Raw genomic sequence first — 25294 nt, forward strand, 5'->3', positions numbered from 1 at the left:
GATGGCGTTTCAAAAAGTTGCACCGCTGAAATCGCTGCGCTAAGTTCTGCTCCACAACGACTTGCAGGAGACGACATGGTACGGCCGCTGCTGAACTTTGCAACACAAAAATTTAAGCGCTTAAATCGCAGCGCAAATTGCGCGAGTTATTCGATGCAGCGCAGCGCCCCGCTGTCCGGGAGCAAGCGATGACCACCATTTCGCTGCGCCATGTCTCAAAGCAGTACGGCCAGCACCGGCCCGTCTTGCAGGACGTCAACCTCGACATCGGCGACCACGAGTTTTGTGTGTTCCTCGGGCCGTCCGGCTGCGGAAAGTCCACGCTGCTGCGCATCATCGCGGGGCTCGAAGAACTCACCACGGGCGAACTCCTGATCGGCGGCGAGCGCATGAACGAAACGCCGCCAGCGGAACGCGGAGTCGCGATGGTGTTCCAGAGCTATGCGCTCTTTCCCCACATGACGGTGTTCGACAACATCGGTTTCGGCCTGCGCATTGCAGGCACGCCGAAGGACGAAATTCACCGCCGCGTGCAGGAAGCTGCGCGCGTGCTGCAACTCGAAGAACTGCTGGAGCGTCGCCCGAAGCAGCTTTCGGGTGGACAGCGCCAGCGTGTTGCCATTGGCCGCGCCATCGTGCGCGAGCCGAAAGTGTTCCTCTTCGACGAACCGCTCTCGAATCTCGATGCAGCCCTGCGCGGACAGACGCGCATCGAAATCGCCCGGTTGCACGGGCGCTTTCGCGAAGCCAGCTCGGTCTATGTGACGCACGATCAGGTGGAAGCCATGACGCTCGCCGACAAGATCGTGCTGCTGCGCTCCGGCGAAGACGTGGCGCGCGAAGGCAGCATCGCGCAGATCGGCGCGCCGCTCGATCTCTACCATTGCCCCACCAGCCTTTTCGTGGCCGGCTTCATCGGCTCGCCGCGCATGAACTTCCTGCCCGCCACGATTGCCGCGGCGCACGGCGACACCATCGAACTGCGTCTCGACGCCAGCGGCGAGGCTGTCACGCTGCACGATCGCAGGCCGCAACGAACGCTCGCCGCAGGCGAACGCGTCACGCTGGGCATTCGCCCCGAACACCTTTCGCCCATGCCGCCGCGCGACGCCGCGCAGGCCGGCACGATCACGCGCACGGTGCTGCTCGTCGAACAACTGGGCGAGGCCGCTTACGTGCATCTCGACCAGCCGGGCGGCGCGCCGTTGCTCGCGAAGTCGCCGGGCACGTCGCCGCTGCGTGAAGGCGACCGGCAATCGTTCCATTTACCCGAGGGCTTGTGCCATTTGTTCGACGCAGCAGGCAAAGCCGTTTTGCAGAGCCGTGAGGTGCTGGCCGTCGCGTAAGAGAAAAGCAGCCCACACGTAAAACACACCAACTGAAGGAGACAACGAGATGAAGCTCAACGCACGTGCGCTCGCACTGGCCTGCCTCGCCGGCGCTGCTTTCACAGCAGCTACGGTGGCGGATGCAGGCACGCTCACCGTCGACGTTTCGGCGCGCGGCAATCAGCGCGCGACCTGGCAGGAAGCCTTCGATCAATTCAGGAAGGCCAATCCCGATATCGACCTGAAGGTGACCTACGTGGGCGAAGAAGCCTACAAGGTGCAGATTTCCGGCTGGCTCGCCACCGACCCGCCCGACGTGCTCAGCTGGCACAACGGCGAGCGCATGGCGTACTTCGCGAAGCGCGGCCTGCTCGCAGACCTCAGCAGCGACTGGCAGAAAAACGACTGGAACCAGACCTATGCCTCGGTCAAGCAGTCGTCGAGTTATGCCGGCAAGCAGTACAGCCTGCCGCTCGGCTACGACGCCTACGGTTTCTTCTATCGCAAGGACCTGTTCCAGAAGGCCGGCATTTCAGGCGAGCCCGCAAGCTGGGCACAGTTCCTCGAAGACTGCCGCAAGCTGAAGGCCGCGGGCGTGGCGCCCATCGCCGTGGCCGCACGCGACTCGTGGACGCTTGCCGCGTGGTTCGACTACCTCGACCTGCGCATCAACGGATACGCGTTTCACCAGCAGTTGATGGCCGGCGACGTCGCTTATACGGACCCGCGCGTGAAGCACGTGTACGAAGCGTGGAAGACGCTGATCGACAACAAGTACTTCATCGACAACGCACTCTCGTACGACGTCGATTCGGTCGGTCCGCTGCTCGTGAACGGCCAGGCCGCAATGATGCTGATGGGCACCTTCTTCTCCGCCGGCTTGCCCGCGGCCACGCGCAACGAGATGGGCTATTTCCGCTTCCCCGTGATCGATGCCTCGGTGCCTGTGGCCGAAGACGGTCCCGTCAACGTGCTGATCGTGCCCGCGAAAGCAAAGAACAAGGCCGACGCCCGGCGCCTGCTCGCCTTCATGGGCACGCCGCAAATCAACGGCGAACTCGCGAAGGGCTGGGGCCAGTTGCCGTCGAACAACAAAGCGCCCGAGCCGCAGGACCCCATCTCGAAGGTCGGTTTCCAGACGCTCTCCAGTACGACGGGCGGCATCGCGCAGTTCTACGACCGCGACATGACGAAGGAAATGGCCGATGAAGGCATGAAGGCCATGCAGCAGTTCTTCTCCGACCCGACGCAGATCGATTCGATCCTGCAGCGGCTCGAAGCCACGCGCAAGCGCATCTACAAGAAGTAGCCGCGCAGCAACCGGCGGAGCGATGCGCGCATCGCTCCGTTCATGAACCGCTGGAATCTCACTCATGTCGCTTACCGCCATTCATCGGTCGCGTTCTCAAGCGCCGCGCTCCGCCGCGCGCAAGCGGGTGCCGCTCAGCCAGCGGCGCACGCGTGCCGCGTTGCTGTTCCTGCTGCCCGGCTTCGCGCTCTTCGCCGTGTTCGTCATCTATCCGATTGCGAGCAGCATCAGTCTCAGCTTTCACCACTGGGACGGCATGACGGCGAGGACCTTCGCCGGGCTCGACAATTACCGCGAGCTGTTCGCGTCAGACACGTTCTACGTCGCGCTCAAGAACAATCTGATCTGGCTCGTGCTGTTTCTGCTCGCGCCGCCCGCGGGACTCGCGCTTGCGCTGTATCTGAACCAGAACGTGTTCGGCATCCGGCTCGTGAAGTCGCTGTTCTTCGCGCCGTTCGTATTGCCGGGCGTCGTGGTGGGTCTCGTGTTCTCCTGGTTCTACGAGCCCACGTTCGGCCTGCTCAAACTGATCGTGGGGCACGGCATTCCCGTGCTGGGCGATCCACACTACGTCACCTACGGCATCATCTTCGCCGCGCTGTGGCCGCAGATACCGTTCTGCATGATTCTTTATCTCACGGGGCTCACCGGCATCAACAGCGAGATCATCGAGGCAGCGCGCATGGAAGGCGCGCGCGGCTTCACGCTGCTGTGGCACGTCATCCTGCCGCAATTGCGGCCTGCCACCTTCATGGCCGTGGTGCTCACCGTGATCGGCGCGCTGCGCAGCTTCGACCTTATTTCCGTGATGAGCGGCGGCGGACCCTTCGACAGTTCCACCGTGCTCGCGTACTTCATGTACGACCAGGCCATCAAGTACTACCGCGAAGGCTATTCGGCGGCCATCGCCGTGGTGCTCTTCGCGATCATGCTGGTCTACATCGTCTGGCAACTGCGCCGCCTCGTGCGCGTCGAATCGTAAGGAATCCGCCATGTATCCGATGCCCGTGCAACGGTGGCGTCCCGCGCCGCGTTTCATCTATCGCCTCTCGCTGCCGGTTGCGCTGCTGCTCTGGCTCGTGCCACTCATCGCAGTGCTCGTGACTTCGGTGCGCTCCACCGACGAGCTTTCCGCAGGCAACTACTGGGGCTGGCCGAAGCATTTCGCCTTCTTCGAAAACTACGGCACGGCGCTCACGCAGACGCCAATGCTCCACTACTTCTGGAACAGCTGCCTGATTACGCTGCCCGCCGCGGCGGCGTCGATCTTTCTCGCCTCGATGGCGGGCCATGCGCTGGCGAACTACCGCTTTCGCGGCAACGCCGTGCTGCTGGGGCTTTTCGTAGCGGGCAATTTCGTGCCCATCCAGATCCTCATGATTCCGGTGCGCGAATTGATGCTCGGGCTGAATCTCTACAACACGGTGTGGGCGCTCGTGCTCTTTCACGCCGCGTTTCAGACCGGCTTTTGCACGCTCTTTCTGCGCAACTTCATTCGCGAACTGCCGTACGAGTTGATCGAAGCGGCCCGCATCGAAGGCGCGAGCGAATGGAGCATCTACATGCGCGTGGTGCTGCCGCTCGTACGGCCCGCGCTTGCCGCGCTGGCGATTCTCGTTTTCACGTTCGTCTGGAACGACTACTTCTGGGCGCTGTGCCTCACGCAAGGCGACGACGCCGCGCCCATCACCGTGGGCGTCGCTGCGCTGCGCGGGCAATGGACCACGGCGTGGAACCTCGTGTCCGCGGGTTCCGTGCTTGCGGCGCTGCCTTCGGTAGCGATGTTCTTCGCCATGCAGAAGCACTTTGTGGCAGGCCTCACGTTCGGCGCGACCAAGGGCTGACACGCGAACGGCAAGCTCTTGCCGCATAACCACTCAACAACGATGCAAGGAACGACTTCAATGCAACTCGGCGTCTGTTACTACCCGGAACACTGGCCAGCGCACCAATGGGAGAGCGACGCGCGGCGCATGGCGGAGCTTGGCATTGCGCGCGTGCGTATCGCCGAATTCGCATGGAGCCGCATGGAACCGGAGCCGGGACGTTACGAGTGGGCATGGCTCGACGACGCCATCGAAACGCTCGCGCGCCACGGCCTGAAAATCGTGCTCGGCACGCCGACGGCCTCGCCGCCAAAGTGGCTCGTGGACCAGCATCCGGAGATTCTGCCTGTGACGCGCGACGGCACCGTGATGCAATTCGGCTCGCGGCGTCACTACGACCTATCGAGCCCGATCTATCGCGAGCACTGCGCGCGCATTGTCGGCGAAATGGTGCGGCGCTACGGCGATCACCCCGCCGTGGTGGCGTGGCAAACCGACAACGAACTGGGCTGTCACAACACTGTGCCCACCTACACGCAGGCGGCCCTGCAACGCTTTCGACAGTGGCTTGCCGGCCGCTACGAGACGATCGGTGCGCTGAACACGGCATGGGGCAACGTGTTCTGGAGCATGGAATACCGGCACTTCGACGAGATCGAGCTGCCGCAGTGCACACCCACGGATCTCAATCCGTCGCACGTACTCGACTTTCGCCGCTTTCAGTCCGACGAAGTGGCCAGCTTCCACGCGTTGCAGGCCGAACTCATTCGCGCCCATGCGCCGGGGCGCGATCTGCTGCACAACTTCATGGGCTTCTTCACGGCGTTCGATCACTACGTGTTCGCGCGTCATGGTCTCGACGTCGCCGCCTGGGACAGCTACCCCGTGCCGCGCACAGAGGTGCTGCCGCTCGCGGAGGCGGACAAGCACCGCTGGGCCCGCACCGGGCATCCCGATGTGTCGGCGTTCAGCCACGATCTCTATCGCGGCATCGGCAAAGGCCGCATGTGGGTCATGGAGCAGCAGGCGGGGCCCGTCAACTGGGCGCCCTGGAACCCGGTGCCGCGGCCGGGCGCGGTGCGGCTCTGGACCTGGGAAGCCTTCGCGCACGGCGCGGAACTGGTCTCGTACTTCCGCTGGCGCCAGTGCCCCTATGCACAGGAACAGATGCACTCGGGCCTTCATGCACCCGACAACACGCTCTCGCAAGGCGGTCGCGAAGTAGCACAGGTAGGGGAAGAATTGCGAGCGCTCGGCGCGCCGCATGACGTGAAGAAGCACGCACCCGTCGCGCTGCTGTTCGATTACGAGGCGGATTGGATGGTGGCCGCGCAACCGCACGGCGCGGACTTCGACTATCAGCATCACGTGTTCGAGTGGTACAGCGCGTTGCGTTCGCTGGGCCTCGACGTCGATATCGTGTCGGCGCATGCCGACGTTGCCGGCTACCGGCTCGTTGTCGCCCCAACCTTGCCGATCCTGCCGGACAGCGTGATCGCGCAGATCGAACACGGGGCGAGCCACTGGATTTTCGGGCCCCGCACAGGCTCGAAGACCGGCAGCTTTGCCATTGCGCCCGGGTTGCCGCCCGGCAAGCTGCAAGGCGTGCTGCCCGTTCGCATTGCGGAAGTCGAATCGCTGCGGCCGTCCATTCGCCCCGCCATTCGCTTCGAAGGCACCGAGGGACACGGGCTGCGCTGGCGCGACCATGCCCAGCCCGGCACCGGCGCCGACGTGCTCGCCCGGTTCGACGACGGCGTGCCGGCGCTGCTGCGCCACGGCCGCGTGAACCTCGTGACGGCGTGCTTCGATCAGGCTATGCTGCGCGCCATCGTGGCACGCTGCGTGCGCGATGCGGGCATCGAGTCCATACTGCTGCCCGAAGGATTGCGGCTGCGCACCCGCGGACCGCTCCGATTCGCCATCAACTACAGCGACGAACCGCACGCCGTACCCGCCCCGCACGGCGCGCGTTTCGTGCTGGGCGGCCCGCAGGTGGAACCTGTCGGCGTCGCCGCCTGGATCGAGGACGATTGACCGTTGCGCTCGCGCTTTGTCCGCCTGACGCGGATTCCGCACTTCGTACCGCTTGCAGTCGCCATGCTGTTGCTCGGCGTGGCGTTGTCGTTTACGGCGCCGTATCTGTCGCTCTTCGGTATCGAAGAAGCGGGCATGTCGCCGTTGCGGCTCGGCCTCTTCATGACGCTCATTTCGGCAAGCGGCGTGGTGGCGAGCACCGCCGCGGGCCGATGGTCGGACCGGCGCGGCAAGCACCGCGTGCCGTTGATCGGCTCGCTCGTAGCCGCGGCGCTCGGCTACCTTGGCCTGTGCTTCGTGCGCGACTACACGGCGCTCATCGTGATTGGCGTGGCGTTGCTCGGCACGGGCGCGGCCTCGCTTTCGCAGGTGTTTGCGTTCGGCCGTTCCGTGCTGCCGCTCGACGATTCAGCACAGGCCGATTTCGCCCTGGCCGCCTTGCGTACGCTGCTGTCCGCCGCGTGGGTGTTCGGCCCGGCCGTGGGCGCGCTGATTCTCGCGCAGACCGGTTTCCTCGGGCTGTTCGCCTTCGCGGCGGCGAGCTTCGCGGCCAGCGCCGTACTCGTGTTCCGCATTCCCGAGATTGCCCCGGCACGGCACCGTGTCACGCTGCGCGAAGGCGAGGCGGCGGTGGAGCACGACGCGCCGCACGCAGCCGCCGACGCAAGCAAAACGCACGCCGCGGCGCAACCGGCTGGCCCGAACGTCATCATCCGCGCCCTGCTCGCGCTCACGCTGATTGGTCTCGCCGCGAACGCGACCATGATCGTGCTGCCGCTTTTCATCGTGCACGGCTTGAACGGCACGCGGCTCGAAGTCTCGGCGGCATTGGGTCTCGGCGCACTGCTCGAAATACCGATGATGCTGTGGCTCGGCGCGAAATCGCCGCAGCTTTCGAAGCCGCGCTGGCTCACGGCGGCCGCCGTGCTTCATACGCTGTACTTCGTCGCGCTCGCGGCGGCGTCGAGACCCGGCATGGTCGTGCCGCTGCAGGTCTTGAGCGCGGCCGTTGTGGCGATCACGTCGTGCCTCGGCATGACCTACATCCAGGACCTCATGCCGCGGCAGACGGGCGCCGCCACCGCGCTCTTCTTCAACGCGGCGCGCGTGGGTTCCATTCTTTCGGGCGTCCTTTCGGGAACGATCGTCGGCACCCTCGGTTACCGTGCGGCGTTTCTGATGTGCGCGGCCCTCACGCTCTGCGCGCTCGTGCTGCTTGCCGCCGGCGACTTGCCCGTGCGACAACTGCTCGAGCGGCAACCACTGCGCGCCGTGTGCGCTGTCGCGCGAAGGCTTTGGCTTCTGGTGCCCTCGCGGCGGCAAGCCGCGCGCGAGGACTGACCGGCCACTAACTGCGGCGACCTGCGGCTACCCGCGGCCGCCTTCCACGGCCTGCCGCGCGCGGAACGCGTTCAGCGACGAAAGCGCATTGCCGTGGAAGTCGAACAGCGTGTTGTTGTCCCACTGATCGCCGGCACCCACTTTCCAGCCCACGCCCGGCACCGGCGTCCACTCCGGCTCCCACCAGAACACGCCCTTGCCGCGATGGCCGGGCACCGCCTTGACGAGATCGACAAGCGCGCCCACGAACTGCGCCTGCCCTTCCGGCGTGGGCGGATAGTTGACCGAACCCGTGTTGGTCATCGAGTTCGGTTCGGAATCACCATCGCTCGTCGTCCACGGATACGCCGTTTCCACCACCATCACGTCTTTGCCGTAACGCGCGCTGAGGTCGTTCAGGTTGGCGCCGAGTGCATCCAGCGTGCCCTGCCACTGCGGGTAATACGAAAGCCCGATCAGGTCGAAGGTCACGCCGCGCTGCGTGGCGCTGTCGAACCACCAGCGGCTCGTCGCATTGTTGCCGCCACTGTCGAGATGCAGCATGACCTGAATGCGCTCGTCCACGGACTTCACCGCGTCGTGCCCGGCCTTCAGCAATTGGGCGAGGTTGTCCCACTGATCGTATTTGCCGAGCGGCCAGAGCATGCCGCCCGTGATCTCGTTGCCGATCTGCACCCACTCGGGCCGCACGCCCACTGCCCGCAGCATGCGCAGCACGTCGGACGTGTAGGCCGACAACAGATCGCACGTCTCGGCCAGACTCTTGCCCACCCACGCGTGCGGCGGGTATTGCTTGCCGGGGTCGGCCCACCAGTCGCTGTAGTGGAAGTCGATGAGAATCCGCATGCCCAGCGCGGCCGCGCGGCGCGCCAGAACGCAAACGTGTTGCGCATTGTTGTAGCCCGCAGGCGAGCTTTGATTCGCGGGGTAAAACGCCGGATTGCCCGGATCGTTCCACACCTTGAGGCGAATCGAATCTACGCCGTGCCGACGCAGAATCAGCAGACAGTCCTGCGCCGCGCCGTGGTCGTAATAGCAGGCGCCGTGGTCTTCGAGTTCGAGCAGCGTCGAGACGTCAGCGCCCATGGCGAAAGGCCGAACCGCCTGTGACGCGCTGCTTTGCGCCGCGCCGGCAAAACGCGGCACCGCGGCATCGAAGCCCGCGAGCGCCGCGGTGGCGGCCATCCACGACAGCATCGATCTTCTCTTCATGTGTCTTCCTCCAGTTGTCCTGCATGACGGATCCGATGGGACAGTCGCCGAATTTAAGCGCTTAAATTTCTGGACGGCGAACTGCCTGCCAAGGCTATCAAAAGGACGTCCTGAGAGGCAAAGATGGCGACGCAGGTTCACTATGTGGCCGCGCGGCTACGGCCCTGAGCCGGCCGGGATGGCGCAGCGCACACATGCGGCATGAAGGTCGGCGCACGCGCCGACGACACACACGTGGCATGCCTGGCGTGCCGGTTGCCGACACGCGAATCGTCTGCACACTCACTGCGCCATATGCTTTGCCGGATCCCCGTCGTAGTTCAACGGAATCCATCGGTAGCCCGCACCGTCCGGACTCACGTGGCCCAGGCCCGGAAACGCGATGTGCGCCGCGCCGATCACATAGTGTCGCTGCGCGGCAAGTGCGAGCAGATCGTGCCGCGTCTGTTGCGCGGCGGTCGCGTCCGAATCGTATTCGACCGTCGCGGCGGGGTCGCGCAGCTGAATAGAAGCAACGTGGATGACGTCGCCCCACACGAGCATCGTCTCTTTCCCGCTTTGCACCACGTAGGCGGTGTGGCCCGGCGTATGGCCGGGCGCCGCGAGCGCGCGGATGCCCGGCGCAAGCGTGGCGTCGCCATCGAACGGCTGGAAGCGTCCCGCGGCAATGTACGGAGCAACGGACTGCGCGGCCGCGTCGAAGAACGAACTCAGGAAGGCCGGCGCCGTGCGTTTGTTGTTCGCGTCGAGCCAGTAGTCGGCCTCGCGGCGCGACGCACGCACGACTGCATTCGGAAAAGCGCGCTGCCCATCGAGCATCACGCCGCCCACATGATCCTTGTGCATATGCGTGAGCAGCACGAGGTCGACCTGCTCGGGGCGGTAGCCTGCTGCACGCAGGTTCGCGAGCAGGTGCCCGCAACAATCGCCATATAGCACGCCCGCGCCCGTATCGATCAGCACGAGCTGGCTGCCGGTATTGATGAGAAACGCGTTGATTGAACCCTGCACGGGCAGCGAGAGATCGTCGCTGGCGAGGTCGTGATCGGTATCCGTGCGCGAGACGTTCGTCATCACGGTTTCCACGGGAAAGTCGTGCGTCCCGTCGAGCAGCGCAGTGACTTCGTACGAGCCCAGCATCATGCGATAGAAGCCGGGCGCCTGCGTGCGGACCTGAGGCGCAGCGGCATGTACGGGCGGCGCATGCAGAAGCGACAGCATCACCGCGGCGGCAAACACGGCGAACGCAGCGAATGCACGGAATAACGGAGCGCGGCTTGCAGGCGTAAGAGACATCTTCATAGCGTGAAGGGCTGGAAAGAAGTGAAGGAATGCGATTTCCTGCTATCGACGCCATCGATTATGGTTGCCGCTCACGCGGACGCGAAATTAAGCGTTCTGAACGCCCCCTTTGACAGCAAGCACAGCGCATGGTTGGCGGCTCTTCACCGGCAGATGGCTCGCCCCGTCTTCAGAACTATTCAGCATCCGTTCAATGGGCGGCTGACAGACTGCGAGCGCGCCGCCCTATTTCGCCGTCACCGGTTCGTCTTGCGCGCGGACTCTGCCCAGAAACGCAAACACCGCGAGCGCACTGAGCAGCGTGATGAGCGTCAGGCCGTCGAGAAGCTGATCGAACGCTGAATCGTAGGCTGCGTGAAGCGTCGCCTGCGCGATCTCGGGCAGCTTCGCCGCCGCGTGTGCAAGGTCGCCTGTCGCGAGCCGCGCGGCAGCCTCGTTGAGGGTGCCGGGCGCCACCGCTGGCGCAGCCGCGTGCAGGCTGCGCTGCGCGAGTGCGGCGAGCAGCGCATTGACGATGGCGAGCGCGACACCCTCGCCCGCTACGCGCGTAGTGCTGAAGATGCCCGTTGCCATCCCCGCTCGCGACTTCGGCACCACGCTGACCGATAACCCGTCCATCAGCCCCCACGGCAGCGCGGCCCCTACGCCGATTGCGATCATCGGTGTGATGGCGGCCAGCCCGGTGCCTGTGCGCAGCCCGCCGGCTAGCGCATGCAGCCCCGCCGCCGCGATCAGGAGTCCGAGCCCCGAAATGGCGCCCGCCGACATCCAGCGCGTGAGCGTCGCGGCGATGAACGGCACCACCAGCATGGGCGCCGACAACGCGAGCATCAGCCAGCCGGCTTGAATCGCGTCGTAGCCTTCGATGCCGATGAAGCGCAAAGGCAGCACGACGAGCAGCACGATGTAGCAATAGCACGTCGCGATGGGCAAGACCTGCACGCCGACGAAGCGCGGATAGCGAAACAGCGACACGTCGAGCATCGGCCGCTCGCTTCGCAGCTCGACGATGACGAACGCCACCGCGAACGCAACAGACGCACAGAGCGACGAGACGACAGGCGTCGACATCCAGCCGCTCGACGGCGCTTCGATCACGCCGTACGTGAAGCACGCCAGCGCGGCCGTGAACGTCATGGTGCCGGCCCAATCGACCTGGCGTGCGTGAGGATCGCGCGACTCGTGCATGCGCGGAACGCCGAACGTCAGCGACAGCACGCCGGCAAGCGCGCCTGTCGAGAAGATCGCGCGCCAGCCGAACTCCGCGATCAGCCAGCCCGCAAGCACCGGCCCGAACGCAAGGCCAATTCCGAACGTGGTGCCCAGCAGGCTGAACGCACGGGTACGCGCGTGGCCGTCGAACTCCTGAGCCAGCGCTGCGGTGCCGCCCGCGAGCGTCGCCGCAGCGGCAACGCCCTGCGCGGCGCGCAGCAGATCGACCGCGAGCACCGAAGGCGCGAAGCCAAGCGCAAGCGAACTCAGTGTGAAACCGGCCACGCCGCAGGCGAAAAGCCGTTTGCGGCCGAACCGGTCCGCAAGCGTACCGGCCGCCATCAGCAGGCTGCCGAACGTGAGCATGAACGCGTTGGTGATCCAGTTCATCGCGGCCGGGCTGCCGCCCAGGTCGAGACCGATCGCGGGCGTTGCGACCGCACCCGCGGAAAACGATAGCGGCATGGCGAGCGCGGCAACGCAGACGGCGGCCAGCACGACGGTGCGCCTCGCGAGGCCGGAAGAGCAGGTGGTATCCATCGTCGATTCCTCATGGAATGCCGGCACATCGCGACATACCGCGACGCTATGCATCCGGCTGAGCGACGAACGATAATCCGGATTCAATGGGCGAAAAACAAGGCACCGTTCCGTAAATTGCGGAGCGGCATTCCGCAATGGAAACGGGCCATGGGGAGTCGAACCGGCATGGACAACTTGAACGGCATCGTCGCATTCGTACGAACCGCGGAAACGCTCAGCTTCGTGGAGGCGGGGCGCAAGCTCGGCATTTCCGCGTCCGCGGTCGGCAAGGCCATTGCGAAGCTGGAGGCGTCGCTCGGCGTGCGGCTCTTTCACCGCACCACACGCCGCGTGAGCCTGACGCACGAAGGGCAGCACTTTCACGAGCGCTGCCATCGCATTCTCGAAGAATTGCGCGACGCCGAAGCGATGCTCTCAAAGGCCGCGCAGACGCCGCGCGGCCGGCTGCGGGTGAGCCTGCCCGTGATCGGCTACCGCTTTCTGCTGCCGGTGTTGCCCGCATTCAGCGCGCGCTATCCGGACGTCGAACTCGATCTCGATTTCAACGACCGGATCGTCGACGTCGTGGAAGGCGGTTTCGACGCGGTGATTCGCAGCGGCTTGCTCACCGATTCGAGCCTGATGTCGCGCCGGCTGGGCCCGTTTCGCTTCGTGCTATGCACCTCGCCCGAATACGTGGCACGTATGGGCCAGCCGCGCACGGTCGCGGAACTGGTCGAGCACGACTGCGTGCGCTACCGGTTTCCCACCACCGGCCGGCTGCAGCCCTGGACGTTCGGCGACGACGACGAGCCGCCCAGGTTGCGTACGTCGATGACGTGCAACAACATGGAGGCCCTGCGCGGTGCCGTGATCGCAGGCTTCGGAATCGGCTTCGTGCCGGACTTCCTCGTGCGCGACGCGCTCGCATGCGGCTCGCTTGTCACCGTGCTGGACGATCTCGCCATTCCGCCCGGCCAGTTCTCGGTTCTCTGGCCCTCCAGCCGGCAACTGTCGCCAAAGTTGCGCGTGTTCGTGGACTTCATGTGCGAGCGGTTGTTTGTAGAAGCGTGACAGCGAAACGAAATAGTACGGTCAGGAAAAACTCAATGCACCTCGTAGGAGATTGAATGCAACACACGTCCCAACCCGTTCAAGCGAAACACGACAACGCCGTTGGCACAGTTGCCGCCTTTCTTGCCCATGCACGACGTGCGCGAACAATAGTGGCCGCTCTTGTGCTCTTCGTCCTGCCATCGCTGGCCGCAGCAGCGGGATTCGATTGTTCGAAGGCAGCATCCGCAGTGGAACGTCGACTCTGCGCCGATCCAACGCTCTCGCGCATGGACCACGAGATGAGCGAGGCATACGCGCATCTGTTGGCCACGACGCAGGACGCCGACGCATGGAAGGCCGACCAGCGCGCGTGGCTCGCTGAGCGCAACCGCTGCCATGACGATAGTTGCCTGCGGTACGAATACAGCGAACGCACCACCGTGCTGAGAGCGGGCGGGCGGTCGTTTCGCTGGAACGGGAACTGGTGGCGCGTTGACGCCGACGGCAATGCGCCGTCGAAACTCGTCATCAGTCAGCTCGGCAAGCGAGGGTTCGCGTTCGACCTCAGCGCATCGTCCGGCGCGGATACGGGCGAACTGTCCGGCAAAGCCAGCCTCGTGACGAGCGATGCCGCACGCTATCGTGGCGACGACGCAAGCGACACGGAAGGATGCGAACTCACCTTCCGGCGCGTACTGAACCGCCTGCAGGTGGAACAGAAAGGCGATTCGGCCACCTGCGGCGCAGGGCTCAACGTGACCTACGGCGGCACGTACGTGGCCGCGGAACACGACCCGAACGTCGCGCCGGATCTGGTGACCCGCTCCGTGCTGCCCTCCGCGGAACTCGACAAGGCGTTTCGCGCCATGGTGGGCGACGACTACCCGAAGTTCGTCGATGCGGCCGACGTGGTTGGAACACCCGATCACGCAACCTTGAACGGCAAACCGGTGAGCGTCGTCGGCATGTTCGTGCGCGGCATTGCGTGCGACAGCCACGCTTCGATCGCCTACGACGAGCACGGACATCTGTGGGCCGCGCTCCTTTATCTGATCGACGAAAACAAAAGCGAAGTGCGCTACTACACCAATGTCGCGAGCGACAAACGCGAGTTTCCGAAACTGTTTGCATCGGAGCGCAAGGACTGTCGCAGTGACACCGTGCCCGTTCGGATCATGCCGTGAGGCGTTGGGAGGCAGGGCTGGCCGCGCGGCAGAAGAAGCCTTCCGGGCGTCAACCGCTCACCACGGCACGACCCTGCCGAGATAGTCGAGGTAATGCAATCCCGAATGGCCTTCGTAAGCCTCCATCGTACTGACGAGATTCGGAATGCTCTCTTCGATACTCAAGCGCGCCTGCGGGCCACCCATGTCCGTTCGTACCCAGCCGGGCGCCATCAGCAACAGTGTCCTCGCATCGTGCTGGTGGCGTGCGGCGAAGCTGCGCATGAACATGTTGAGCGCGGCCTTGCTGCCACGGTAGACCTCGTAATTGCCGTTCACGTTGTTGGTGACACTGCCCTGCCCTGACGACATGACACCTATCGTTCCGGCGGGCTGCACGAGATCCTGAAGCGCTTCGATCACCCTCATCGGGCTCAACGCGTTCGTCACCATGACGCGGACGAACTCTTCCGTGGAAACGTCGGCGATCGTTTCGCCGTCGTCGTTCTTGACTCCGGCATTCACGAACAGCACGTCCACTTGCCGGCCATCGAGACGACGATGCAACGCCTCGACCTGCCCGGCAATCGTGATGTCCACTGTCTCGACTTCGAGCGCGCCGTGCGACGCTTCTGCCGCTTGCAGAAGCCGTTCCATGGAGCCTGCCCGGCCTGTCGCGATCACGTGCCAGCCGCGCCTGAGGTATTCCTCCGCCATCGCGAAACCCAGCCCGCGCGATGCGCCGATGAGAAGAACCGTCTTTTGTGTCGTCTTTGTCGTCGAGTCTTGCATGAGTCGTTTCCTGAGAGTGAAAGCAGAATTGCGCTGATCAGTGACGTCTCAAGCACTATATGGGCGCCGCACACGTGGCGGAAGACGCGGCGCGTGCACTTATAAAATGCACCAAACGCGATGTCTCGCCCCACGCTGCCAGGAGCCCGCATGGCCGAACCCGATCTGAATCTGCTTGTTGCACTCGATGTATTGCTCGCGGAAGGCAGCGTGATGGGCGCTGCGCGCCGGCTGGGATTGAGCGCGTCAGCCATGAGCCGCACGCTGACGCGTCTGCGCGAGGCCACGGGCGATCCGCTGCTGGTTCGCGCGGGTCGCAACATGGTGCTGACGCTGCATGCAGAAGCGCTTCGCGAACGCACGCGCGATGTGGTGAACGAGGCGCGCGGGGTACTGCGCCCCTCCGCGTCCGAACCCGATTTCGCGACGTTGCAGCGCACCTTCACCATTCGCGCGAACGAGGGTTTCGTGGAAGCCTTCGGCGCGCCGCTCATCACGGCGATCACGGCCATCGCGCCGCTCGTGCAGATACGTTTTGCGCCCAAGGCAGAGAAAACAGCGCTGCATTTGCGAGAAGGTCTGGCCGATCTAGAGATCGGCGTGCTGAGCGAAATGGGACCGGAGGTACGCGTGCAGGCGCTGTTTCGCGACCGCTTTCTTGCCGTGGTGAGGAAGGGGCATCCGCTCGAACGCGAACGCAACGTGAGCCCGGAACGGTACGTTGCCTTCGGTCACGTCGTTGCGTCGCGCCGTGGACAAGGCACTGGACCGGTGGACGACGCTCTTGCCGCGTCAGGGCTGAAAAGAAGGGTCGTTGCCGTGGTGCCGGGCTTTCCGGCCGCGCTGGCCGTTGCGTGTGCCTCCGATCTGATCGCGTTGGTGCCCGCGTCGTTCGTGCGCAATCGACTGGAGCACGGCGAATCGCAGGCCCCCGAGGCGATCTACACGTTCGAGCTTCCGGTTGAAACCGCACAGATCACGGTCTTGCAGATGTGGCATCCGAGGCTCGAGGCCGACCCGGTTCATCGCTGGTTACGGCAGCTCGTGCTGGGTGTGTGCCGGCAGCGGGAGGCACTGTGGCGGGATTAGGCCCGATGATCGGGTGCCCCCCTTTGAATGCTGAAGCCGGTGCGAAAGTTGTCGGGCGACAGCGGCAAGCGTCCCCAGTCGATCTTCTTGTGCGGATTGACGAGAAAGCGCCCATGACGGCCCTCTACGATCTGATAAACATTCTCTTTAGACATCGATATTCTCGCGATATCGGCGCGAGTCGCGCAGTCATTCAGTCCGTTAAATCATCCATGTTATAAAACGACAATGTTCTGCCACCCGAATCATTCAAAGATACTCGACATTGCCATCCACACTGATCGCCTGCCCTGAAATATTGCGGCCCGCCGGCGACGCGAGAAAGAGCGTCAGGGCAGCGATGTCGTCCACGGTCACCATGCGCCGAAGCGAAATCTTTTTGAGGTACTGCGCTTTCATCTCCTCAAACGAAACGCCTGTCGATTCGGCTCGCGCGGCGATCACCCTGTCCATTCTTTCGCCCTGCACCACGCCCGGCAAAATCGCATTGACGCGGATGTTGCTGGGTCCCAACTCGACAGCCAGCGATTTGACGAGCCCGACAATTGCCCACTTCGTCGACGCATACGGTGTACGAAACGCGTAGCCCAATCGCCCCGCCACGGACGACATCGCGATGATGCCGGGGCAGTCCGACGTCTCTTTCAGCAGCGGTACCGCCTTGCGCAGAAAGTAGTACTGGCTGTTGAGGTTGGTTGAAATGGTTCGCTCCCATTCTTCCGGCTGAATCGACTCCACCTCGCCTGTCGGCCCGGCAATGCCTGCATTGTTGATCAGGAGGTCGAGTCCTCCCAGTTTGTTGCTCGCATCGTCTATTACGCTGTCCACCTGCTCACGGCTGCTCACGTCCGCAACACCCACGTGAAGCTTCGGATTGCGCGCTTTCGCTTTTTCGATAGCCGATGTATTCACGTCGCAAACATAGACTTGCGCGTCTGCTTGCGTGAATGCCTCTGCAATGGCGGCGCCAATGCCGGTCGCCGCGCCGGAAATGAGCACGCGCAGGCCCGGCACCGGTTTCAGTAGCTCGAAAGTATTCATGTCTCACACCAACGAAGTATCTTTGCTTGCCCCACAGAACCCGTCTTGCGGCTCACCAGTGAATCATCGGCAGCCCGGCAACGGGTGAAGTGAAGTACGGAATCGATTGGCCTTTCAGGCTGCCCAGGTACACGGTTTTGAGGTCCGGTCCGCCGAAGGTCACACTGGTTAGCCATGGCGCGATCGTGCCACCCGTCGCCTCCATGACTTTCCCCGGCACGATCTCGCCGGTTGCGAACGCTGCATCGAAGCGCGCGGTGGCGTTCTTATCGCCATCGTCGAGCAGCGTGTGAATGTCGCCGCCCGGATCGATGGCAATCAGGCGGTCCGCGAAAATCATCGCGCACCAGAGGTTTCCATACGCATCGAACGCGATTCCGTCGATCAGGCCGGCGCCCAGCTGGCTCGGACCATAGATTTCTCGAGGACCGAGTTCGCCGTTGTCCAGCACGCGAAAACGGCTGACGCGCTTCGCCGTGGTCTCGGCCACGTATAGCCATTCTTCGCGCGCGTCGAAGCGAATCTCGTTGGTAAACGCGAGCCCGTCCGCGACGATGCGCGCGCCGCGTTCGTCGAGCAGCACGATGTAGCCATCCGCAAGATTCGAACGAATCGCGTCGGGCCACGGATTGATGCGCGTGGAGACCGTGATCCAGAGGCGATCCTTGCTGTCTCTCAATACGAAGTTGACCTTTCCCATCGGCCTGCCATCGATTTTGTCGAGCAGAACGCGCATTTCGCCCGAACGCATAAGCCGTTCCACGCGATCCGTACCAATGTTCGCGATGATCACGTTGCCTTGAGCGTCCAGGGCGAGACCATTAGGCAAGGACCCACTCGTCAAGCCATCTCCGATAGCCGAGGCATCCACGTTGGCAGGCAGAACCAGCTTCTGCTCCCCCGACGCATCGATGTACATAATCCCGCCGCGCGCATCGGCCGTCAGCAGTGAGCCATCGCGCTGCGCAAGAATGCATTCGGGACGTTGCAGCTGCGTGCCTATGGTTCGAAGAGCCGCAACGTCAACCACGAAGTCTTTGATCGGATTCATTCGTTATCCTCCGTGTAGTGGTTCCGCTCGTCACATCTCCTTTGCACGTCAAGACTTTCAACTAGCCCGCAACGCCCGCAGTCGCAACGGGACGCTCCGCGGCGTGAATCGCTTTGGCGAGCAGCGGCACCAGAAGCAACCCCAGTACCGAAGCAACCACCACCACGTTGAAGCCGGAATCGCTTCTACCCGTCACGGTCTCGGTAAGCCCGAAAAGATAGGGACCGACGAAGCCGCCCAGCAACCCGATCGTATTGATGAAGGCAAGACCCGCAGCGGCCTGCACACCCTGCAGCCATTTCATCGCGACCGCCCAATACGACGGCAGAATGCCGCCCGCAAAGAACCCGGTAATGCCAAGCAGCGTGATTTGAATCGCCTGATTCTTCGTCGCAATGAAGGCGCATGCGCTGACCACCACGCCCGCGGTCAACACGCCGAGGAAGCCGCATTCGTTGCTGATACGCCGGTGTATGCGCGGCAGCGTCAGCACGCCGATCAGAAAGCCGATGCCGACACTGCTGGATAACACGCCCACCAACAACGGCGACTTCACATGCATCTGGGCCACGATCGACGGGGTGAAGAAATACAGGCCCACAAACGCCACCTGGTTCAGAAAATAGATGAGCGCAATGAGCACGGTGGTGGGGCGCTTGAGCGCCGCGATCCAGTCTGCCGACGTGAGATCGGCGTGGCCGTGCGTGTCGATGACGGCATGCGTCTCGAGCGCTTGCGCTTCCTTCGGCAACAGCCACTTCACCTCCGAAGGCCGGTTCGGCAGCGTAAAAAACAGCATGATGCCGACCACGATGGTGGGCACGCCTTCCAGCAGGAACATCCATTGCCAGCCGTGAAGGCTCCCTATTCCGCTAACCGTGCCAAGCTGCATGAGCGCCGCGCCAAGCGGGTTCCCGACGATGAGCGCGACGGAGGGCGCCGTGTAGATCCATCCGACCGCCACCGCGCGGTCCTTGGGCGCGAACCACAGCGTCACCATGTACATGAGTGCCGGAAAGAGCCCCGCTTCAGCCACGCCTAGCAGCACGCGAAGAAGATAGAACGACCCTGGCCCCTGTACGAACATCATCGCCGTGGACAGCGCGCCCCACGTCACCGCGATGCGCGCAATCCAGCTGCGCGGCCCGAAGCGATGCGCGGCCAGATTGCTCGGCACTTCGAGCAACGCGTAACCGATGAAGAAAATGCCTGCGCCAAGGCCATAAGCCGCCGCATCGATACCCAGGTCCGCGGCCAGCGCACTCTTGGCGAGCGCGACGTTCGTGCGGTCGATGAACGACATGAAGTAGATCGCGCACATCAACGGAAGAAGCCTCGCCATCGCCTTGCGCGTGGCAATCCGATGCGTCTCTCCCAGACTATGGTCAGCGGCAATGTCGGTCATCGATGTCTCCAGAAATTGTCCTGCGCGTTCTTGTTATGCCCTCTCGTCGCCTCTGATACGGGCGACGTAGAGGGTGCAGGAGAAAGGTAATCGGGCTTCGCGTCCAACGAACGCGGGCCGTCCGTTTACAACGAAACTACAACGAAACGCTATCGCGCCCCTTGAGCCCCAGCATGGCCCGCGCGTCGGTCGGCGTCGCGATTTCGAACGAAAGCTCTTCCAGAATGCGGCGAATCTTGCGCACCTGCTCCGCGTTCGACTTCGCCTTTACGCCTTTGGCCAGATACACGCTGTCTTCCAGACCCACACGCACGTTGCCGCCCATAATCGCGCCCAGGGTCACGAGCGACATCTGGTGCCGCCCGGCACCGAGTACGGAGAACTGATAGTTCTCGCGACCGAACAGGCGGTCCGCTGTCGAGCGCATCACGCTGAGGTTCTCGGGGTCCGCGCCAATGCCGCCCAGAATGCCGATGACGGATTGAATAAAGAACGGCGGCTTCACGAGGCCGCTGTCGACGAAATGGGCGAGGTTATAGAGATGTCCCACGTCGTAGCACTCGAACTCGAAGCGCGTGCCGTAATCGCGAAACTCGGTGAGGATGTTCTTGATGTCGCGGAAGGTGTTGCGAAAGATCATGTCCTCCATGCCTTCCACGTATTCCTTCTCCCAGTCGAAGCGCCACGACGTCATCCTGGCCGCCACGGGATGCAGGGAAAAGTTCATCGAGCCCATGTTGAGCGAGCACATCTCGGGCTTCGCCACACGCGCATAGGCCAGCCGCTCTTCCAACGTCATGCGCGTGCTGCCGCCCGTCGAGATATTGATGACCGCATCGGTTTGCGCAGCAATTGCGGGCACGAACTGGCGGAAGACTTCGGGCGAAGGCGTGGGACGCCCGTCTTCGGGGTTGCGTGCATGCAGGTGAAGAATGGCGGCCCCGGCCTGCGCGGCCTCGATGGCATGCGTCGCGATGTCCGCCGGCTTGAAGGGCAGATATTCCGACATCGAAGGCACATGGGCCGAACCGGTGACGGCACACGTGATGATGACCTTGCTGTTTGAAATGCTCATGTAAGCAGTCTTCCAGGTAGGGCCGGATGCGCAGCGATCACAACGCGCGATCCGCAAGAAAGAAGCGTGACGCAATGGATAGTAGTGAGATACGATCGGCCGCGGAAGGTCATTTACGGACAAGCTGATGTCCCATCAGGACACCGGGAGGAGACACCGTGGCGTCGAGATATCCGCTATTGAACGAGCGCATTTACGCGCCCTACAAGATTGCGGCGCTGGTCGAAGTGCTCGCGGAACAAGGCATCGCGCCGGAGCAGAGTTTGCGGGGAAGCGGCGTTGCGCCGGACGAGATCTACGACGCCTCGGTCATGACATCGGTACGGCAGTACGCGACGGTGTGCGCGAACGCGGTGAGAATGTCGTCCGATCCGCGCACGCCCTTCAAAACCGGAGCGCGTCTTCATCTCGCCGCCTACGGCATGTACGGGTATGCGTTGATGTCGTGCCTTTCGCTGCGAGATTACTTTCGGCTCGGCGTGAAATACCATCGGCTCGCCACGCCGACGCTCACCATTGAATGGACGGAGTACCCGAAGACTTCGGTATGGACGTTCCCGGACGCGTTCTCGTCGCACTTTCCGCATCACGTCCAGCAATTCCTGCTGGAACAGCAGTACACGCAACACGTCACGCACCTGCAGGACGTTGCGGGCCGCAAGTGTCCGCCGCTGCTTGCGCGCTTCTCGTACCCGGAGCCCTCGTATGCAACGATCTACGAAGAGTACCTGGGCTGCCCGTGCGAATTCGGTACGCCGGAATGCGAACTCATTTACGACAGCGCCATACTCGAATTGCAGCCGCATCTCGCGCACCGGCATTCTGCCGCCCTTCTGCAGGAAACGTGTGACCGGCTCATCGGGCAAGCGAAAACGTCGTCCGGTGTTTCGGGCGAGGTGTATCAGGTGTTGATGCGCAAGCCCGGCGAATTTCCCGGCATGGAAACCGTGGCCGCCGCATTGAAGATGACGAGCCGCACGCTGAGACGGCACCTCGCGTCGGAAGGAACGTCGTTCGTCGCCATCGTGGACGACGTTCGATGCTCGCTCGCCACCGAATACCTGAAGACCACCAAGCTGAGCACAGACGACGTCGCCATGCTGGTCGGCTTCAGCGACACGGCAAATTTCCGCAGGGCACTCAAGCGGTGGACGGGCAAAGGGGCAGGCGAAATTCGGGATCAGGACTAGCGCCTGCTCACATGAGAAGCAGGCACGGGCGCGATACCGCGCCGCACAATAAGAAAATTCCCGGTTTAGCGCGTGGCCGCAGAGCGCGCTATGATGCCAAATCGATGTGGCGCCCTTCCTGGCACCTTTTTCATGGCACCTTCGTGGTGCCCCTCATTGCGCCCCTCGTGCGCGCCGCAGCCAGACGGAAAAGCCACGGGATCGCGCCCCGAACGCTGCAATGACGAAACGCGTCCGGAACACGCAACGGACAGAAAGGAGACATGCGATGTGGTTCGTTGGAAAAAGCGAGCTTCTCTCGCTCATCGAAAAGAATTGCCTTGAAGAGGTGATGCCGGCATTCAGCGATCATCGCATCCTGCGCAAGAATGCCCTCGTCTATCGGCCGGACGAACGCAGCGACTACGTCTATCTGCTCAAGGTGGGTCACCTGCGGCTTTATCGCATTACCGAAGACGGGCAGGAAATCACGCTGTCGTTCATCAAGGCCGGCATGCTGTTCGGCGACGGCGACGTGCTCAACGAAACCAACTATTCGCATTACGCGCAAACACTCACGGATTGCCGCATCTGCTACATCAACAAGGCGGACTTCAAAGACCTGCTCGACCGTTACGCCGTCATCAGCCAGTTCGTGCTGCGCAGCCATCATCAGCGCTGGCAGGAAGCGCAGCAATTGATCGAAAGCCTCTCGCTGCACGAAGTGCGCAAACGGCTGATCAACATTCTTTCGATGTTCGCGCGCCAGATCGGCAGTCCGTTCGTTCACGCGGGCGTGGGTACCGGCATACTCATCGACCTCTCGATACCGCAAGACAAGCTCGCCGAATTTATCGGCACCTCGCGCGAGTCGGTGAACCGGCACTTCAGCGACCTCAAGAACGAAGGTCTGGTCGACACGTATCAGCGCAAGATCGTGTTGACGCCCGCGTTCATCGCGCAATACCTGCCCGAAGCGGAAACGCCTGCCGTGAAGACGGCGCCTCCGCCCGTGAAGGGCACGCACCACGACATCAAGGTGCCGTTAGTGGGCGCGTGAAAGTGCCTGCCGCAGCGCCGCCACACCGCTTTGCGGACTCGAGAGCACCGGCACGCGCGTCGTGCCGAGCGATGGCACGAGCCGCGCCATCGAAACCTGCGCGAGTACGATAACGTCCACCGTCTCGGCGAGTTCGAGAATGGTTTGCCGCAGAATCTCGTCGTGGCGCGCCGTATCGCCTGCGAGCAGCGCTTCGAATGCCGCTTCCGCCACGCGCTCCACTACAGCGATTTCGCGCGAGGCCTCCTGCGCCTTTTTGCGGATGAGCCGCACGGTGGGCTCCAGTGTGGTCTTTACCGTCGCCACCACACCGATGCGCGAGCCGAGGCGGCTCGCTTCCTCGGCCATCGTCTCGTCGATCTTCATGATGGGTGTGCGCACCATACCGCGCACCACGTCCACCGCCTCGCCCACTGACGAGCACGCGTTCAGGATGTAATCGGCACCCATGGCCTGCGCGTTGGCCATGTATGTGTAGAGGCGCGCCGTGACTTCGGGCGTCAGATGCCCCGCCGCGCGCACGTCGTTGAGCAGGCTGTCGTCCACGATGTTGATCATGCGGACATCGGGAAGTTGCTGGTTGAACTGGTCTTTGAGCGGCTGCACGGTAACGGGGCCGGTGTGTACGACGACGATGGTGGTCATGTCTTTCAGGTTTCCGTAATGAATGGCAAATGCGGAATGGCAAACGCGGAGTGGCAAATGTATCAGGCAGTAGCGGCCGCCATGACGCGTTCCTGGGTGGCTTCGTCGCGCTCGAACAGGCCGTTCACACGGCCTTCGCGCACAACGAGGATACGATCGCTAATAGCAAGCACTTCCTGCAGGTCCGAAGAGATCGCGATAATCGCAACGCCTTGCGCCGCGAGTCGAGCGAGCACCGCGTGCACCTCGGCCTTGGCGCCGATATCGATGCCGCGGGTGGGCTCGTCCACGATCAGAAGGCGCGGGTGGCGCGCCAGCCATTTGGCGAGCACGACCTTCTGCTGGTTCCCGCCGCTGAGATTGACGACCTTCTGTTCGATGGAAGGCGTCTTCACGCCGAGTTCGCGAACGAACTGGCGGCAGCGTTCATCTTCTTGCGCGCGCTTGACGAATTGCAGCGGCGAGTAGGTTTCAAGATGCGTAAGGCTGAAGTTCTCGCGTACGCTCATGCCGGCCACGAGCCCCTGCGCCTTGCGGTCTTCGGTTGCGAAGCCGATGCCATGCGCGATGGCGTCGTGCGGGCTGGCAATCGATGCAGGCCGTCCATCGATGAGCACTTCGCCCGTCGCCGGGCGCATGCCGAAAATCATTTCCATGATCTCGGTGCGCCCCGCGCCCACGAGCCCTGCAATACCGAGAATCTCGCCGCGATGCACGCTGAACGAGATATCGCGAATCCAGCCGGCCGCGCCGCTGCGGGTGCGCAGCGAAAGGCCGCGCACTTCGAGCACGATTTCGCGTGTCGCGTGGGATTCCGATTTCGCGTAAAGCTCGCTCAATTCGCGCGCCACCATTTCACGCACCAGCCATTCGCGGTCCACGTCGCGCATTGCGGCGTCCGCCACGGTGGATCCGTCGCGCAGCACGGTCACCCGGTCTGCGAGTTCGAACAACTCTTCCAGCCGGTGCGAGATGTACACGATGCCGATGCCGCGCTCGCGAAGCCGCTTGATGAGATCGAGCAGCAGCCGCGTTTCATGATGGCTGAGCGACGCGGTGGGCTCGTCCATGATGAGAATCTTCGGCTCGCAAGACACCGCCTTCGCGATTTCCACCATCTGCTTTTGCCCCACGCTGAGACCGCTCACGAGCCGGCGCGGGTCGAGCGTCATACCGATGTTGGCCAGCAGTTCGCTCGCCTGTGCGTTCATGCGTGCACGATCGATGAAGCCGAAGCGATTGAGCGGCTCGCGGGCCAGAAAGATGTTTTCGGCAATGCTCAGGTTGTCGACAACCGAAAGCTCCTGATAAATGATGCCAATGCCCAGTTCGCGCGCGTGGTTGTTATCCGCCAGCACGACGGGCTGCCCCTCCACCAGAATCTGCCCGCCGGCATCCGGTTGCAGCACGCCGGTCAGTATCTTCATGAGCGTGCTCTTGCCCGCCCCGTTCTCGCCCGCAAGCGCGAGCACTTCGCCGCGCGTAACGTGCAGGCTGACGCGATTGAGCGCCCGTACGCCGGGAAAGGTTTTCGAGATGTTGCGGACTTCGAGAAAGGGGGTCATCGCGTGTCTCTCAAGCATGCTTCTCAAGCGGTATCTGCAGATACGACTCGCATCATGCACGGGCCGCTATGCGCAGCGGCCCGTGTTTCTTCGT

General features: G+C 63.2%; 22 protein-coding genes. 11 read left to right on the forward strand and 11 right to left on the reverse strand.

The window, feature by feature from the left end:
* Window positions 1–188 precede the first annotated feature (188 nt).
* From ugpC to P2869_RS27445, 6 genes are all read left to right on the forward strand, one after another.
* On the forward strand, window positions 189–1346 hold the full coding sequence (gene ugpC, locus P2869_RS27420) for a sn-glycerol-3-phosphate ABC transporter ATP-binding protein UgpC (protein ID WP_277598558.1): 1158 nt from the start codon (window positions 189–191) through the stop codon (window positions 1344–1346).
* Window positions 1347–1395: 49 nt separating this feature from the next.
* Complete coding sequence (locus P2869_RS27425; RefSeq protein ID WP_277598559.1) at window positions 1396–2637, forward strand: extracellular solute-binding protein; 1242 nt, start codon at window positions 1396–1398, stop codon at window positions 2635–2637.
* Between the two features lie 64 nt (window positions 2638–2701).
* Window positions 2702–3619, forward strand: a complete 918-nt coding sequence (locus P2869_RS27430) for a sugar ABC transporter permease (protein WP_277598560.1) — start codon at window positions 2702–2704, stop codon at window positions 3617–3619.
* A gap of 10 nt (window positions 3620–3629) precedes the next feature.
* The gene (locus tag P2869_RS27435) at window positions 3630–4481 is read left to right on the forward strand and encodes a carbohydrate ABC transporter permease (RefSeq protein WP_277598561.1); all 852 of its coding nucleotides are present in this window, start codon (window positions 3630–3632) and stop codon (window positions 4479–4481) included.
* A 60-nt stretch (window positions 4482–4541) separates the two neighbouring features.
* Window positions 4542–6500, forward strand: a complete 1959-nt coding sequence (locus P2869_RS27440) for a beta-galactosidase (RefSeq protein WP_277598562.1) — start codon at window positions 4542–4544, stop codon at window positions 6498–6500.
* Window positions 6501–6503: 3 nt separating this feature from the next.
* A complete protein-coding gene (locus tag P2869_RS27445) occupies window positions 6504–7841 on the forward strand; it encodes a sugar efflux transporter (RefSeq protein WP_277598563.1) in 1338 nt (445 codons plus the stop codon).
* Between the two features lie 27 nt (window positions 7842–7868).
* Here the strand turns inward: P2869_RS27445 and P2869_RS27450 are convergent, their stop codons facing one another.
* From P2869_RS27450 to P2869_RS27460, 3 genes are all read right to left on the reverse strand, one after another.
* Complete coding sequence (locus P2869_RS27450; protein WP_277598564.1) at window positions 7869–9053, reverse strand: arabinogalactan endo-1,4-beta-galactosidase; 1185 nt, start codon at window positions 9051–9053, stop codon at window positions 7869–7871.
* 282 nt (window positions 9054–9335) lie between these two features.
* Complete coding sequence (locus tag P2869_RS27455; RefSeq protein ID WP_233425741.1) at window positions 9336–10274, reverse strand: MBL fold metallo-hydrolase; 939 nt, start codon at window positions 10272–10274, stop codon at window positions 9336–9338.
* 306 nt (window positions 10275–10580) lie between these two features.
* Window positions 10581–12107 carry an MFS transporter gene (locus P2869_RS27460; protein WP_277598565.1) on the reverse strand — a complete coding sequence of 509 codons (1527 nt, stop codon included), beginning with the start codon at window positions 12105–12107 and terminating at the stop codon, window positions 10581–10583.
* A 168-nt stretch (window positions 12108–12275) separates the two neighbouring features.
* Between P2869_RS27460 and P2869_RS27465 the strand changes: the two genes are divergently transcribed.
* On the forward strand, window positions 12276–13163 hold the full coding sequence (locus P2869_RS27465; RefSeq protein WP_277598566.1) for a LysR family transcriptional regulator: 888 nt from the start codon (window positions 12276–12278) through the stop codon (window positions 13161–13163).
* Between the two features lie 56 nt (window positions 13164–13219).
* Entirely contained in the window at window positions 13220–14329 is a 1110-nt protein-coding gene (locus tag P2869_RS27470; RefSeq protein WP_277598567.1) for a lysozyme inhibitor LprI family protein, read from the forward strand.
* Window positions 14330–14386: 57 nt separating this feature from the next.
* On the opposite strand, the gene P2869_RS27475 is transcribed toward P2869_RS27470, so the two are convergent.
* Complete coding sequence (locus tag P2869_RS27475; RefSeq protein WP_277598568.1) at window positions 14387–15100, reverse strand: SDR family NAD(P)-dependent oxidoreductase; 714 nt, start codon at window positions 15098–15100, stop codon at window positions 14387–14389.
* Window positions 15101–15250: 150 nt separating this feature from the next.
* On the opposite strand from P2869_RS27475, the gene P2869_RS27480 reads away from it, so the two are divergent.
* A complete protein-coding gene (locus P2869_RS27480) occupies window positions 15251–16189 on the forward strand; it encodes a LysR family transcriptional regulator (protein ID WP_277598569.1) in 939 nt (312 codons plus the stop codon).
* Here the strand turns inward: P2869_RS27480 and P2869_RS27485 are convergent.
* From P2869_RS27485 to P2869_RS27505, 5 genes are all read right to left on the reverse strand, one after another.
* Complete coding sequence (locus P2869_RS27485) at window positions 16186–16344, reverse strand: hypothetical protein (protein WP_017775164.1); 159 nt, start codon at window positions 16342–16344, stop codon at window positions 16186–16188. The genes P2869_RS27480 and P2869_RS27485 overlap by 4 nt on opposite strands.
* A 94-nt stretch (window positions 16345–16438) precedes the next feature.
* A complete protein-coding gene (locus P2869_RS27490; protein ID WP_277598570.1) occupies window positions 16439–17230 on the reverse strand; it encodes an SDR family oxidoreductase in 792 nt (263 codons plus the stop codon).
* A gap of 52 nt (window positions 17231–17282) precedes the next feature.
* Window positions 17283–18281 (reverse strand): SMP-30/gluconolactonase/LRE family protein, encoded by a 999-nt coding sequence (locus P2869_RS27495; protein ID WP_277598571.1) that lies wholly within the window; start codon window positions 18279–18281, stop codon window positions 17283–17285.
* A gap of 61 nt (window positions 18282–18342) precedes the next feature.
* Window positions 18343–19686, reverse strand: coding sequence for an MFS transporter (locus P2869_RS27500; protein ID WP_017775161.1), 1344 nt, complete (start codon window positions 19684–19686; stop codon window positions 18343–18345).
* Between the two features lie 136 nt (window positions 19687–19822).
* Window positions 19823–20761 (reverse strand): 3-keto-5-aminohexanoate cleavage protein, encoded by a 939-nt coding sequence (locus P2869_RS27505; RefSeq protein WP_017775160.1) that lies wholly within the window; start codon window positions 20759–20761, stop codon window positions 19823–19825.
* Window positions 20762–20919: 158 nt separating this feature from the next.
* On the opposite strand from P2869_RS27505, the gene P2869_RS27510 reads away from it, so the two are divergent.
* Both P2869_RS27510 and P2869_RS27515 read left to right on the forward strand, forming a co-directional pair.
* Window positions 20920–21951, forward strand: a complete 1032-nt coding sequence (locus P2869_RS27510; RefSeq protein ID WP_026121530.1) for an AraC family transcriptional regulator — start codon at window positions 20920–20922, stop codon at window positions 21949–21951.
* Window positions 21952–22219: 268 nt separating this feature from the next.
* Window positions 22220–22990, forward strand: a complete 771-nt coding sequence (locus P2869_RS27515) for a Crp/Fnr family transcriptional regulator (protein WP_017775158.1) — start codon at window positions 22220–22222, stop codon at window positions 22988–22990.
* Here the strand turns inward: P2869_RS27515 and P2869_RS27520 are convergent.
* Both P2869_RS27520 and P2869_RS27525 read right to left on the reverse strand, forming a co-directional pair.
* Window positions 22976–23635, reverse strand: a complete 660-nt coding sequence (locus P2869_RS27520; protein ID WP_017775157.1) for an aspartate/glutamate racemase family protein — start codon at window positions 23633–23635, stop codon at window positions 22976–22978. The genes P2869_RS27515 and P2869_RS27520 overlap by 15 nt on opposite strands.
* A 62-nt stretch (window positions 23636–23697) precedes the next feature.
* Window positions 23698–25200: a sugar ABC transporter ATP-binding protein gene (locus P2869_RS27525; protein ID WP_017775156.1), complete on the reverse strand. Its 1503-nt coding sequence runs from the start codon at window positions 25198–25200 to the stop codon at window positions 23698–23700.
* Window positions 25201–25294: the final 94 nt, after the last annotated feature.

The organism is Paraburkholderia sp. SUR17 (assembly GCF_029536165.1).
GTDB lineage: Bacteria > Pseudomonadota > Gammaproteobacteria > Burkholderiales > Burkholderiaceae > Paraburkholderia > Paraburkholderia kururiensis.

Excerpts from the sequence above, each read along its gene's own strand:
- ugpC (WP_277598558.1), top strand. The coding sequence starts at position 189 with ATGACCACCATTTCGCTGCGCCATGTCTCAAAGCAGTACGGCCAGCAC.
- P2869_RS27425 (WP_277598559.1), top strand. The coding sequence starts at position 1,396 with ATGAAGCTCAACGCACGTGCGCTCGCACTGGCCTGCCTCGCCGGCGCT.
- P2869_RS27430 (WP_277598560.1), top strand. The coding sequence starts at position 2,702 with ATGTCGCTTACCGCCATTCATCGGTCGCGTTCTCAAGCGCCGCGCTCC.
- P2869_RS27435 (WP_277598561.1), top strand. The coding sequence starts at position 3,630 with ATGTATCCGATGCCCGTGCAACGGTGGCGTCCCGCGCCGCGTTTCATC.
- P2869_RS27440 (WP_277598562.1), top strand. The coding sequence starts at position 4,542 with ATGCAACTCGGCGTCTGTTACTACCCGGAACACTGGCCAGCGCACCAA.
- P2869_RS27450 (WP_277598564.1), bottom strand. The coding sequence starts at position 9,053 with ATGAAGAGAAGATCGATGCTGTCGTGGATGGCCGCCACCGCGGCGCTC.
- P2869_RS27455 (WP_233425741.1), bottom strand. The coding sequence starts at position 10,274 with ATGCTGTCGCTTCTGCATGCGCCGCCCGTACATGCCGCTGCGCCTCAG.
- P2869_RS27460 (WP_277598565.1), bottom strand. The coding sequence starts at position 12,107 with ATGGATACCACCTGCTCTTCCGGCCTCGCGAGGCGCACCGTCGTGCTG.
- P2869_RS27465 (WP_277598566.1), top strand. The coding sequence starts at position 12,276 with ATGGACAACTTGAACGGCATCGTCGCATTCGTACGAACCGCGGAAACG.
- P2869_RS27470 (WP_277598567.1), top strand. The coding sequence starts at position 13,220 with ATGCAACACACGTCCCAACCCGTTCAAGCGAAACACGACAACGCCGTT.
- P2869_RS27475 (WP_277598568.1), bottom strand. The coding sequence starts at position 15,100 with ATGCAAGACTCGACGACAAAGACGACACAAAAGACGGTTCTTCTCATC.
- P2869_RS27480 (WP_277598569.1), top strand. The coding sequence starts at position 15,251 with ATGGCCGAACCCGATCTGAATCTGCTTGTTGCACTCGATGTATTGCTC.
- P2869_RS27485 (WP_017775164.1), bottom strand. The coding sequence starts at position 16,344 with ATGTCTAAAGAGAATGTTTATCAGATCGTAGAGGGCCGTCATGGGCGC.
- P2869_RS27490 (WP_277598570.1), bottom strand. The coding sequence starts at position 17,230 with ATGAATACTTTCGAGCTACTGAAACCGGTGCCGGGCCTGCGCGTGCTC.
- P2869_RS27495 (WP_277598571.1), bottom strand. The coding sequence starts at position 18,281 with ATGAATCCGATCAAAGACTTCGTGGTTGACGTTGCGGCTCTTCGAACC.
- P2869_RS27500 (WP_017775161.1), bottom strand. The coding sequence starts at position 19,686 with ATGACCGACATTGCCGCTGACCATAGTCTGGGAGAGACGCATCGGATT.
- P2869_RS27505 (WP_017775160.1), bottom strand. The coding sequence starts at position 20,761 with ATGAGCATTTCAAACAGCAAGGTCATCATCACGTGTGCCGTCACCGGT.
- P2869_RS27515 (WP_017775158.1), top strand. The coding sequence starts at position 22,220 with ATGTGGTTCGTTGGAAAAAGCGAGCTTCTCTCGCTCATCGAAAAGAAT.
- P2869_RS27520 (WP_017775157.1), bottom strand. The coding sequence starts at position 23,635 with ATGACCACCATCGTCGTCGTACACACCGGCCCCGTTACCGTGCAGCCG.
- P2869_RS27525 (WP_017775156.1), bottom strand. The coding sequence starts at position 25,200 with ATGACCCCCTTTCTCGAAGTCCGCAACATCTCGAAAACCTTTCCCGGC.